At 62.7% G+C, this 12313-nt stretch carries 8 protein-coding genes; 3 read left to right on the top strand and 5 right to left on the bottom strand.

Going from position 1 to position 12313, the window contains the following annotated elements; all coding sequences use genetic code 11:
* Positions 1-113: 113 nt before the first annotated feature.
* From K3724_RS08535 to K3724_RS08520, 4 genes are all read right to left on the bottom strand, one after another.
* Positions 114-1067 (bottom strand): fatty acid desaturase, encoded by a 954-nt coding sequence (locus K3724_RS08535; protein ID WP_259991812.1) that lies wholly within the window; start codon positions 1065-1067, stop codon positions 114-116.
* A 300-nt stretch (positions 1068-1367) separates the two neighbouring features.
* Positions 1368-2840, bottom strand: coding sequence for a ribosome biogenesis GTPase Der (gene der, locus K3724_RS08530; protein WP_259991810.1), 1473 nt, complete (start codon positions 2838-2840; stop codon positions 1368-1370).
* Positions 2841-2912: 72 nt separating this feature from the next.
* Positions 2913-4235 (bottom strand): PQQ-like beta-propeller repeat protein, encoded by a 1323-nt coding sequence (locus K3724_RS08525; protein WP_259991808.1) that lies wholly within the window; start codon positions 4233-4235, stop codon positions 2913-2915.
* Positions 4236-4288: 53 nt separating this feature from the next.
* The gene (locus K3724_RS08520) at positions 4289-4960 is read right to left on the bottom strand and encodes a hypothetical protein (protein WP_259991806.1); all 672 of its coding nucleotides are present in this window, start codon (positions 4958-4960) and stop codon (positions 4289-4291) included.
* 291 nt (positions 4961-5251) lie between these two features.
* On the opposite strand from K3724_RS08520, the gene K3724_RS08515 reads away from it, so the two are divergent.
* On the top strand, positions 5252-6367 hold the full coding sequence (locus tag K3724_RS08515; protein WP_259991804.1) for an efflux RND transporter periplasmic adaptor subunit: 1116 nt from the start codon (positions 5252-5254) through the stop codon (positions 6365-6367).
* Complete coding sequence (locus tag K3724_RS08510; RefSeq protein ID WP_259991803.1) at positions 6364-10194, top strand: efflux RND transporter permease subunit; 3831 nt, start codon at positions 6364-6366, stop codon at positions 10192-10194. The genes K3724_RS08515 and K3724_RS08510 overlap by 4 nt, the downstream gene beginning before the upstream one ends.
* Before the next feature lie 74 nt (positions 10195-10268).
* Here the strand turns inward: K3724_RS08510 and K3724_RS08505 are convergent, their stop codons facing one another.
* Positions 10269-10595 (bottom strand): hypothetical protein, encoded by a 327-nt coding sequence (locus K3724_RS08505; protein WP_259991801.1) that lies wholly within the window; start codon positions 10593-10595, stop codon positions 10269-10271.
* Positions 10596-10810: 215 nt separating this feature from the next.
* Here K3724_RS08505 and K3724_RS08500 point away from each other — a divergent pair, with 215 nt between their 5' ends.
* A complete protein-coding gene (locus tag K3724_RS08500) occupies positions 10811-12133 on the top strand; it encodes an AcvB/VirJ family lysyl-phosphatidylglycerol hydrolase (RefSeq protein ID WP_259991799.1) in 1323 nt (440 codons plus the stop codon).
* The last annotated feature ends 180 nt before the right edge of the window (positions 12134-12313 follow it).

Raw genomic sequence — 12313 nt, 5'->3', positions numbered from 1 at the left:
GGTCTGGTTACGATACCCGTGATGCTGTGCAGCAGCGGTTTCCCCACGCCGGCAAGATCGGATGAGCCTGGACTATTCGCGCAGGTTACGGCCCCTTACATCAAATGCCCCCCTCAGCCCGGAAAGGGCACCAGGCATTTCTTATCTTCATCCCACAGCTTCAGCGTCAGCGCTCGCACTGCTTCGGCAAATTTGATCCGGCGCAGCCCCAGTTCCGGCGGCAGGCTGTAGTGGCACTGGCGCAGCCGGTAGGACGGGATGCGGGCATTGTAATGATGGATATCATGCAGGGTGATATTGGCCACCGCCATGTCGAAGATCCAGCCGAAATCCAGGCAAGAGGACCCCTGCAGCGCCGCCACCTGCGGGTTCAAATCCGGACGGCGGTCCCAATAGGTGTCCTCAAAATTATGCTGCAGGTAGACCAGGAAAACACCGATCATGCCGCCCAGGAATGAAAACGCCAGCCAAATCCAGATGCCGGTTATCCCTGCCACCCGGTACAGCAACGCCAGCATGGCCACGATCACCAGATTATGCAGGACCACCCCCAGCGCCCCGAAACGCCGGGTATTTTTGGGCCAGCGGTAACGGATGAAATAGGTGAATGCCGCCCCAAGCGGCACCAGCACAAGCGGATTGCGGTACAAACGGTAGCCCAGCCGCTCCCAGAACCCGGCCGTCTTCCACTCCCGCACGGTCATGGTGTGGATCTCGCCGGTCTCGCGGTGCTCCAGATTACCGATGTTGGAATGATGCAGGTTGTGGTTCTGCTTCATCACCTCAAACGGCGCAAAGGTGAAGGGCGACAGCACATGGCCGGCAATCTCGTTTTGGATCCGGGTTTCAAACAGCGAGTGATGCCCGGTGTCATGCTGCAGCACATACAGCCGCACTGCGGCAAAGGCAAAAACCACACCTGCCGGCAGCATCGCAAACCACTGGTCCGCATAGGCGACGGCCACGGTAAGCGCCGCAAAGTAGACCGCAAATGTACCGAAATAGCTGACCGACGCCAGCCGGTTGTCCTGTTGTGTGAATTGACGCGTATGTGTCCTCAGATCCATGAACCCGTCCCTAAAGCCGATGCGTGACAGCTGTGCAAAACGCGCATCCCGTCCAAAGTAGATTTCCAGATAACTCCGCCTTGTGCAAAAACAAGGTTATCACCGGATAATCCATTCAACTTGAAAGGTATCAATCTGCAGCAGTGAAGGAAACACAGAGAGGCCAAGCCCCGCATGAAGCAAGCAAAAGGCCGCTCAGCCCCGCGCAACGCAACAGCGCCGCCCGTCAGGGCGGCGCCGGGCCCAACGGGCCTAGGTATTTCTTTGGAAATGCCGCAGGCCGGGCGGGAGCACCCTGCCCTAGCTGGATCCGCCGCCGCGCTTATTCAAATGCTTGGCCAAAGCGCCGGCATTCTTGGCCCGCTTGCCCTTGTAGGGGTTCTTGTCGCCCTGGCCGCGCATATACAGCCGGATCGGGGTGCCGGGCATGTCGAAATCTTCACGCAGGCCGTTGACCAGATAGCGGTTATAGCTTTCCGGAAGCTTATCGGGATGCGAGCACATCACCACAAACCCCGGCGGGCGGCTTTTGGCCTGGGTCATATAACGCAGCTTGATCCGCTTGCCCTGCGGTGCAGGCGGCGGGTGCTGTTCCAGCATGCCAACCAGCCAGCGGTTCAGCGCCGCGGTCGGCACCCGCCGGTTCCACACGGTATAGGCGCGCATGATCGCGTCATGCAGCCGGTCCAGCCCCTTGCCTGTTTTGGCCGAAACCGTCACCAGCGGCGCGCCGCGCAGCTGCGGCAGCAGGCGGCCGAAGGCTTCCTTCAGGTCGCGCAGCTTTTCCTGCTTGTTGTCTTCGATGTCCCATTTGTTGACTGCAACCACAACCGAGCGGCCTTCGCGCTCGGCCAGGTCGGCAATCCGCAGGTCCTGCTGTTCAAACGGGATATCCGCATCCAGCAGCACCACCACAACTTCGGCGAATTTCACCGCGCGCAGGCCATCGGACACGGACAGCTTTTCCAGCTTTTCCTGCACCTTGGCCTTCTTGCGCATGCCGGCCGTGTCAAACACCCGCATCGGCACGCCGTTCCAGTTCATCCGCAGCGAGATCGCATCACGGGTGATGCCTGCCTCGGGTCCGGTCAGCAGCCGGTCCTCGCCCAGGATCTTGTTGATCAGCGTCGACTTGCCCGCGTTGGGGCGGCCCACAACAGCAACCTGCAGCGGCTTGGCATCGGTCGGCTCGGGAATGCTCTCGGCCTCGTCCTCACCGATTTCTTCGTCCAGCACCACATCGGTGACCGGCGAATGATCCACCGCTTCGGATTCAAACTTCTCCGCCAGCGGCATCAGGACCGAATACAGATCCGGCATCCCTTCGCCATGCTCGCCGGACAAGCGCAAGGGCTCGCCCAGGCCAAGGCTGTAGGCCTCCAGCACACCGGCTTCGGCGGCATTGCCTTCGGCCTTGTTGGCAACCAGGATCACATGGGCGGATTTGCGGCGCAGGATGTCGGCAAACAGCTCATCGGTCGGTGTCACGCCGGTGCGCGCATCAATCATGAACATGCAGATATCGGCCATATCCACCGCCCGCTCGGTCAGGCGGCGCATGCGGCCCTCGAGCGAGTTGTCAGTGGCATCTTCCAGACCCGCGGTATCAATCACTGTAAACCGCAGGTCGCCCAGCCGCGCTTCGCCCTCGCGCAAATCGCGCGTGACACCCGGCTGGTCGTCGACCAAAGCCAGCTTTTTGCCCACAAGGCGGTTGAACAGGGTGGACTTTCCCACATTGGGACGGCCCACGATGGCGAGGGTAAAGGACATCAGACCAGCTTTCTGCGATTCAGACGCGGCTCATAACGCATCCGGGCGGCTTCCGCCACCCGGAAACACGGATCAGCGGTATGCCAGCAATTCACCCTTGGAGGAAACCACGTAAAGCGTCCGCCCTGCAACAACCGGTGCGGTGGTGGCGCCGCCCGGTACTTCAATGGTTCGCGTCAGGCTGCCGTCCTGCGGGTTGAAGAACCGCAGCAGGCCGTCGTTGGAGGCGACAATGATCTGCCCGCCCGCCAGAACCGGGCCGTAATGGACATGGATCCGGCCGCGTTTGCCGGGCTTGTCCTTCAGAAACCCAGGCAGATCCACTGCCCAGACCACTTCGCCGCTGCCGCCGTCCAGACGCAGCAGCCGGTTCTGGTCGCTGACCTGGAACAGGCTGCCGCCCGCGGGCCATGCGGTTCCAGAGGCACCTTCGCGCGCGGTCCACAGCCGGTCACCGGAGTCCAGATCGATCGCAACGGTGCGGCCCGAGTTGTTGCCTGCGTAAAGGCGCTTGCCCGAAACCACCGGCGCGCCGGTCACATCGCTGATCCGCGACAGGGTCTGACCCGTGCGCTGGCCGGAGACCGACGCGCTCCAGCGCCGCAGACCGCCGCGGCGGAAGGTGGCGATCAGATCGCCGGACCCAAAGGCAAAAACCGCCAGATCATTGGTCACCACAGGCGCAGGCGCGCCAAGGATGTTCGACGCCGAGGGCGACGCCTCAATTTGCCAGGCGATGCGGCCGTCTTTGGTGTTGACCGCCCAGCCGGTGTCATCGCCCGCAACCAGATAGACCAGCCCGCCGCTGACCCGCGGCTGGCCGGATCCGGTAGCGTCCAGCTCCTGGCGCCAGATCAGGCTGCCGTCAGCGGCGTTCAACGCCGTCAGCACGCCATAGCCCGAGGAGATGTAGAGCACACCATCGTCATAGGCCAAACCGCCACCGGTTGCCTGGCCCTCGTCATCTGCTGCCGGGATCAGCGTGCTGCGCCACAGCACCTGGCCCTGCGGCGATACCGCCGAGACCTGTGCTGCGCTGTCCAGCGTGTAAATACGCCCGCCGCCGACAACCGGTGTTGCGGTGATACGCTGGCGCCGCCCATCGCCGTCTCCGATGGACGCGGACCAGATCCGCTGCGGTGCCGCCGACAGCGCCGGATGCGATGTGCGGGTGGCCTCGGCGCCATGGCCTTGGGCCCAGCTTGCGTTTGCCACCTGCTGGGGCAAGGAAATTGCGCGGGATTGATTAACCACCTCAATTGCGGCCTCTGGACGGATGTCCTCGCGTTCGCCGCGCAGGATGATCTCCTCCTCCGAACAGGCGGCCAGAATTGCCACCGCTGCGGTGCCGCACAAAAATGCCCGTGTCCGGGAGAAAGTTCTGTTTTTTGTCATTGCCCTGCCCTGTCTGCCGTTCGTGTTCCGCAAGTTCCCATCCGCGGAGCGCCTTACCCCTCAGGCGCAGAGGCATCCTCAACGGAGCCGCCAAGCGCCACAATCACCTGAGTGGCCCGTTCTTTCAAGTCCGCACTCACAGCCGCATCCGCCGCAATCCCGCGAAGCCGGGTGATTGCGGCAGCGCTGTTGCCCTCTTCAATCTCCAGAAGCGCCAGCTGTTCGGATGCCAGCAGCGCCAGCGGCGCGCCCGGCTGGGCCAGCGCCTCATATTGCAGACGCCGGTCGCCGGCGCTCAGGGTTCCGGACTGCAAGGCCAGCGCCTTAAAGCTGGCGATATGGCGGTAAATCAGCGGCAGCTCGCCATTGACCGCCACGGCTTCCAGCCGCGCCACTGCCTCAGCAATGTTACCCGCGTCCGCCAGCGCACCGGCTTCAAGCATCTTCAGAATGGCCGCGCCGCCTGCGCTTTCGGCTGAAACTGCAGCCAGCGCTTCGGACCGGCTGCCGCTGCCGTCAATCTCCAGCGCCGCGGTGATCGCATCCCCCAGCGCTTCGGCCGCCGCCTGGTCCTGTGCTTTGCTGTACTCACGGAACGCAGCGCCGCCGACGATCAGCGCCACCACAGCACCGCCGATCCAGCCATAGCGCTTCAGCATCAGGAAAAGCCGGTCACGGCGGACCTCTTCGGTCACCTCGTCGATAAAGCTGTCGGTATCGCTCATGAAAAGCCCCTGATATGCGCGGCCCGGACGTTCCGCCCAAACCGGTATTGAATGCGTTGCGCCCCTCTTAACCCGGCTCAAAGCCCAAGCCAAGTGGCGCGTTTAAACCAGAAACGCCGGCAATTACGCCAGAAAAGCAAGAAATGTGAACTAAACCACTTAGTTTAGAATGGACATCTCCTATATCAGGCTTATCACATACGCGCGACTCCCGTTGTGAGCAGGCCCCGCCGTATTCTGGCTATGGCTCCTTTTGCACCCGGGACCAGACAAGAAACAGGAAGACCCGATATGCGTATCATTCCGATGCTGACTGCAGTGGCTGTGACGGCCGGCCTCTATCTGGTGGTGATTGAGCGCGACGATCTGATGGCCTTTGCCCGGGGCGAGAATGCACCGGAGGCAGCCGGGGCCGAAACCGGCACTGATGGCGGCCAGGCGCTGACCCAAGCCGCAGACACGCGCGTTGGCGTGGTGGCCCTGCAAAGCAAGGCGCGCACCATCGGCAGCGCGGTCATCCTGCGCGGCCAGACCCAGGCGGTCCGTCAGGTCGAAGTCCGGGCCGAGATCACCTCGACCGTGATATCCGAACCTCTGCGCAAAGGGTCCCATGTTAAGAAGGGCGACCTTCTGTGCGAGCTGGACCCCGGCACCCGCCCGGCCATGCTGCTGCAGGCGCAGGCCCAGCTGAAAGAAGCCCGGATCAACCTGACCGCCTCCTCTAAGCTGTCGCAGGGCGGTTATGCATCGGAAACCCGGCTGGCTTCATCCGAGGCCGCAGAGCGCACGGCGCTGGCTGCCGTGGCCACAGCAGAAAAAGAACTCAGCCATCTGACCATCACCGCGCCGTTTGACGGCCTGCTGGAAAGCGACACCGCCGAGCTGGGCAGCCTGCTGCAGCCCGGCAGCCTGTGCGGCACGGTGATCCAGCTCGACACCATCAAGCTGGTTGGCTACGTGCCCGAGGCCGAGGTGAACAAGGTGACCCTGGGCGCCACGGCGGGCGCCGAGCTGGCAACCGGCCAGCAGGTGCAAGGGGAAGTCACCTTCCTCAGCCGCTCTGCCGACCCGAACACCCGCACGTTTGAAGTGGAAATCACCGTGCCCAACCCGGATCTCAGCATCCGGGACGGCCAAACGGCGGATATTGCAATTTCTTCAGCCGGCCGGCTTGCGCATAAGCTGCCGCAATCGGCGCTGACGCTGAACAACGAAGGCAAGCTGGGCGTGCGTGTTGTCGGTTCCGACAGCACCGTGGTATTCTACCCGGTGCAACTGCTCAGGGATGAGGCCGACGGCGTCTGGCTCGGCGGCCTGCCCGAAACTGCGGATGTGATCGTGGTGGGGCAGGATTTTGTGACCGAAGGCGTCGCCGTGGCGGCCACCTACCGGGAGACTGAACAGTGATTGGCATCGTCGATTGGGCTGCCGGCCGTGCCCGGATGGTCCTCGCCTTTATAGCAATCTCGCTGCTTGTCGGCGGCGTCGCCTATTCGATGCTGCCCAAAGAGGGCGAGCCGGACATCGAAATCCCTGCCCTGTTCATCTCGGTCCCCTTCCCCGGCATCTCAGCCGAGGATTCCGAATCCCTGATGGTCAAGGTGATGGAGACCGAGCTGGCCGATCTTGACGGGCTCGACAAGATGACCTCCACCGCCGCCGAAGGCTATGCCGGTGTGGCACTGGAGTTTGATTTCGGCTGGGACAAGACCGCGATCATGGCCGACGTGCGCGACGCCATGGACAAAGCCGAGGCAGAGTTTCCCGAAGGCGCCGAGAAATACTCGATCACCGAAATCAACTTCTCGGAATTCCCGATCGTCATTGTGAACTTGACCGGCGCGGTGCCTGAACGCACGATGGCGCGCATTGCCAAGGACTTGCAGGACGATCTTGAAGCCCTGGACGCCGTACTGGAGGCCGGGATCGCCGGCAACCGCGACGAAATGGTCGAGGTGCTGATCGACCCGCTGCGGCTGGAGGCCTATAATGTCACAGCACTTGAGCTGATCAATGTTGTGCAGAACAACAACCAGCTGATTGCGGCAGGTGAAGTGGAAACCGCTCAGGGTACATTTGCGGTCAAGATCCCCTCCTCGTTCGACGAAGTGAAAGATATCTATCAGCTGCCGGTCAAAACCAACGGCGACCGTGTGGTTACCCTTGGGGAGCTGGCGCAGATCAACTTTACCTTCGAGGACCGGGTCGGCACCGCCCGTTTTAACGGCGGCGACACGGTGGCGCTGCAGGTGGTCAAACGCAAGGGCTACAACGTTATCGACACCGTCAACCTGGTGAAAGAGACCATCAACACGTCCAAGGCCAAATGGCCGCCGGAACTGCAGGCAGCGGTCGAAGTGGGCACCTCCAACGACCAAAGCCGCGTTGTCGGCTCGATGGTCAGCCAGCTGGAAGGTTCGGTTCTGACCGCCGTGGCGCTAGTGATGATCGTTGTTCTGTCCGCGCTTGGCAGCCGTGCAGCGCTGCTGGTCGGCTTTGCGATCCCGACCTCGTTCCTCTTGTGCTTTGCCTTCCTGGCGCTGATGGGCGTCACCATTTCCAACATGGTGATGTTCGGCCTGATCCTGGCCGTGGGCATGCTGGTGGATGGCGCCATCGTGATTGTTGAATACGCCGACAAGCGCATTAAGGAAGGCACCGGCCCGATGCACGCCTATGTCGAGGCGGCGCAGCGGATGTTCTGGCCGGTGGTGTCTTCCACCGCGACCACGCTTTGTGCCTTTCTGCCCCTGCTGTTCTGGCCCGGTGTGCCCGGTGAATTCATGGGAATGCTGCCTGTCACAATGATCTTCGTGCTGTCGGCCTCGCTGGTGGTTGCACTGATCTACCTGCCTGTCATGGGCGGCGTCACCGGCCGTATCAGCCGCACGTTTGAAGGCGCCTCGCGCGCCTTGCGCATGGTCGCGCCCTGGTGGCTGCGCGCCGCTTTGGTGCCGGTGGCCATGTGGGGCATGTTTGCAGGCGCTATGCAGATGCTGAACCCGTCATACCTGCTGGGCGGCGGGGCCGGCGGATTGGGCGGCGTGCTGTTTGGCGGGCTGGTCTTCACGCTTGCCTCCTTTGCCGCCTCCATCACCCTTAGCGCGGTCAAAATCGAACGCGAGCAGAAAGAAGTCGTCCCCGGCTACCACCACACACCCTTTGGCCATGTGATCAAGTTCATCGCCGGCAACCCGGTAATGCCCATCGTGACCATCGCTGTGGTCGCTTTCTCCATCATGACGGTGTTCAAAACTTTCGGTGAGAACAACCTGGGCGTTGAGTTCTTCGTGGATTCAGAACCGGAGCAAGCCACCGCCTACGTCCGCGCCCGTGGCAACATCTCGTTGCTGGAAAAGGACGAAATGGTCCGCGCCGCCGAAGATATCATTCTGCAGCACCACGCTGTAATCAACGTCTTTTCCTTTGCCGGCGACGGCGGGCTGAACACCGACAGCTCGGGCGCGCAGCTGCCGCCCGACACCATCGGCCAGGTCCAGTTTGAGATCATCCCCTGGGAAGACCGCCCCACCGACAGCGAGCCGCTGGACGGCTGGTTCGGCGGGTTGCTGAGCAAATACCTGGGCTTTGAAAAAGAACTCATTGCCGAGGAGTACGACGGCAACACGGTTCTGGATGAGCTGAACGCCGAAATGGTCAAGCTGCCCGGGTTCGAGGTTGAGGTCCGAGCCCTGGCGCAAGGTCCTGCCTCCGGCAAACCAGTGCACCTGCGCCTGCGCGGCGACGGCTGGGACGAGCTGACCTCTGCCACCCTGGCCGCACGGGCGCATTTTGAAAACACCCCCGGACTGATCCTGATCGAAGACAGCCTGCCGCTGCCCGGCATTGACTGGCAGATCGACGTCGATGTGACAAAGGCCGGCCGTTACGGCGCCGATGTGGCAACCGTTGGCGCGATGGTGCAGCTTGTGACACGCGGCGTGCTGCTGGGCGACATGCGGATGGACAGCTCGGACGAAGAAATCGACATCCGCGTCCGCCTGCCGGAGCAGGACCGGGTGCTGTCAACGCTCGATAACCTCAAGGTCCGCACTGCCGACGGGCTGGTGCCGCTGTCCAATTTCATCACCCGCCAGCCGGTGCCGAAACTGGCGCAGATCAACCGCATCGGCCAAGAGCGCTACTATGACGTGAAGGCCGACGTGGACGCGGGGCTGAGCAAGGCCGTGATCGAAGATCCGGATACCGGCGAAATGACCCGCTTGGCGCTGCTGAAGGACCTGCCCGAAGGCACGCAGGCAACCGGAGAGACCATCGTCGCGCCAAACGGCAAAACGCTGCAGCTGGTGCAGCTGACGGGTGCCCAAAGCGTTGAGGCGCTGAAGGCAGCATTTGAGGACGGTGCCAGGGTCAGCCCGGTAAACCCGAACGAACGGATCGCCGTCATAACCGAGTGGCTGGAAAGCGACCCGCTGCCGCGCGGTATCGGCTGGGAATGGACCGGCGACCAGGAGGAGCAGGAGGAATCCGGCGCCTTCCTGTCCAAGGCGTTTGCCGGCGCGCTGGCGCTGATGTTCGTGATCCTGCTGGCCCAGTTCAACAGCTTCTACAACGCGGCGCTGGTGCTGCTGGCAGTGGTTCTGTCCACCACCGGCGTGCTGATCGGCATGATGGTGATGCAACAGCCGTTCTCGATCATCATGACCGGCACCGGCATCGTGGCGCTGGCGGGGATTGTGGTGAACAACAACATCGTGCTGATCGACACCTACCAGGAGTTCAGCCAGCAGATGCCGCGTATCGAGGCGATCATCCGCACCGCCGAGGCACGTATCCGCCCGGTGCTGCTGACCACTATCACCACGATGGCCGGCCTCACCCCGATGATGTTCGGCGTCAGCCTGGACTTCATCAACGGCGGCTACTCGATCGACAGCCCCACCGCGCTGTGGTGGAAACAGCTGGCAACCGCTGTGGTATTCGGCCTGGGCATCGCCACAGTGCTGACCTTGGTGGTCACCCCCTCGCTGCTGGCCATCCGGGTGTGGTTCGCCACCTACATGCGCGCCTTGGGCCGGGCGCTGTCGCGGATCACCCGCGGCCGCTCCAGCCGCATCGCGCAGGACTCGCGCCTGTTCAAAAAGGCGCGCCAGCTGCCGACGACGGAAATCCAGTGGGTCGAAAGCGAGGTCCCCGAAACGGTTGGAGATCCAGCGGAGGAGGGAGAACCCGAACCGCCCGCACCGCAGGGCCGCCTGCGCGCAGCCGAATAACCGGCCACAAAAAAGCCCCGCTCCGGCGGGGCTTTTCTTTGCAGCAGCCGGGGCGCTCCCAGCCGTTGCCCGGATCAGTCGGTAAAGGTGTATTCACCCAGATCACACAGATCGAGACCAAAGTCTTCTGCTTCGGATCCATCGTCAAAGCTGCCGCGGATGTCGTAGACGCAGGTGGTTGCGCCGTCGGCAATCACCACACCGATCTCATAACCTGGCGCCAGATAGCCGCCATCCATCAGATTGTCTTCCCAATTGCTGGAAGACGCCGGGGATACATTGAATTCAACCAAATCGGCGCTGCTGTCATTGATCAGCAGGAATTCCAGGTCCTCGGCAAAGGCCGGGGCCTGAAAGGCCAGGAGGGCAGCCGCGGCGGCGGCAGGTAGAAGGGTCTTCATCTGATTGTCCTTTCGATCAGGTCAGCAGGCGCCCGTGCCGCTGATCCCGGAATGGCAGCACTTTAGGTACGTCGCTTTGCCGGTCAATGGGGAAAGCTGCTTACGGCTTCCCCAGCGTAAACTTCTGCCTGGCAAGACCCCGGCGTGTTCACGGTTCCGCAGGAAAGTTATGCATATTCTGCCGGTAAACGAGGATAAGTCCCGGAAGGCAGCACATGGCACGGCAACTTGATCTCCGCAAAGGGTTCGCCTGGGCCGCGGCCCTGTTGTTTCTCACCGCCGGCACCTATCCCGGACAATCGGATGCTCACGGGCTGCAGCCATCCGCTGTTATAACTCCGGACGGCAAGGAGGCCCGCTCGACAGCGCTGATCATCACCGGCGCCGAAGGCTGGAGCAAAGAGCTGGCCGCCCGGGCGCAGCGCCTGTCGGACATGCATACCCTGGTTATCGGCGTGGACGGGCGGGCGCTGCTGTCGCAGGCCGGCGGGGATTGTGCTGCCGCCGCACCGCTTTTGTCCGGCCTCGCCCGCCGCACCCAGCAACAGCAGGGCGCCCTGGCCCGCACGCCGGTTCTGTCCGGCTATGGCGAGGGCGCGGCCATCGCCCTCCACGCCGCCGGCGCCGCGCCCAACAGCTTTAAGGGGCTGGTCACCGTGCACTTCGACGCGTCCCCTGTGCTCTGCGCAGGCAACGCGTTGACAGACGCGCAGGCGGGAAAGGCCCCGGTGCGATGGCTGGATATCACGCAGCCAGGAACCGTCTCCGCCGCCAACGGCATTGCCGGCGCCACCGTGGTCGATCCAGAACCCGACCCGCGCCGCGCGTTTTATCAAAGCTACCTGCGCCTTGCGGGCACCGATCACGCCTTTGACACCCAGACCGCCGCCGCAGGTTCCGGCCTGGACGGTCTGCCTCTTACTATTCACCAGGATGCGGATGCGCCTGCCAGCGGCACCTACGCCATCTTTCTGTCCGGCGACGGCGGCTGGGCCAATTTTGACGAGCAGGTGTCCGACCGGCTGGCAGCACGGGGCATTCCGGTGGCCGGCATCTCCAGCCTGCGTTACATGTGGCAGGAGAAACGCCCGGACCAGATCGCCGCGGATCTTGTCCGCATAGACGCGCATTTCCGCACTGTATTCGGGCGGGACAAGGTGCTGCTGCTGGGGTTCTCGCTTGGCGCCAACACCCTGCCCTTCGCCGCCGTTGAGCTGCCGGAGCGTTTTCGGGCACGGCTGGCAGGTGTCGGTCTGATTGCGCCGGAGACGCACACCGGATTTGAAATCGTCATTGGCGGGTGGCTGGGCCGGAAGACCGGCTCGGTTGAGGTGGCCCCGGCCATTGACGCCTTGGCCGCCAGCCTGCCGCCCGAACGGATTTTATGCCTGTATGGCCGCAAAGAAACCGCCAGCGCCTGCCCGGCTTCCAGCTTGCCAGGACCGCAGCAGGTGGTTTTTGAGGGCGGCCACCATCTAGGCAATGACCATGCCCGCATCGTTCGCACCCTTTCAGCACTTGCCGGAACTGGCAATTAAGCGGCGGATTGGCCCGGTCTGCTGCGATTTGACCAATGGAGCAGTTGCAGCCAGGCTCCCATCAGAAAGCGTCTGCTCAGCTGCAGAAATTCCGCCCCTCCCGCAGTTCACAAAATGTTATTTATTACATGTCAGAGATGCATCTAAGTGTACTGCATCCCTCTTTGCGTGTTTTCTTGT

This window comes from Leisingera sp. M658 (genome assembly GCF_025144145.1).
Lineage (GTDB): Bacteria > Pseudomonadota > Alphaproteobacteria > Rhodobacterales > Rhodobacteraceae > Leisingera.
Note: the sequence above shows the minus strand (reverse complement) of the source record. Positions and strands in the feature narration are given on the sequence as shown.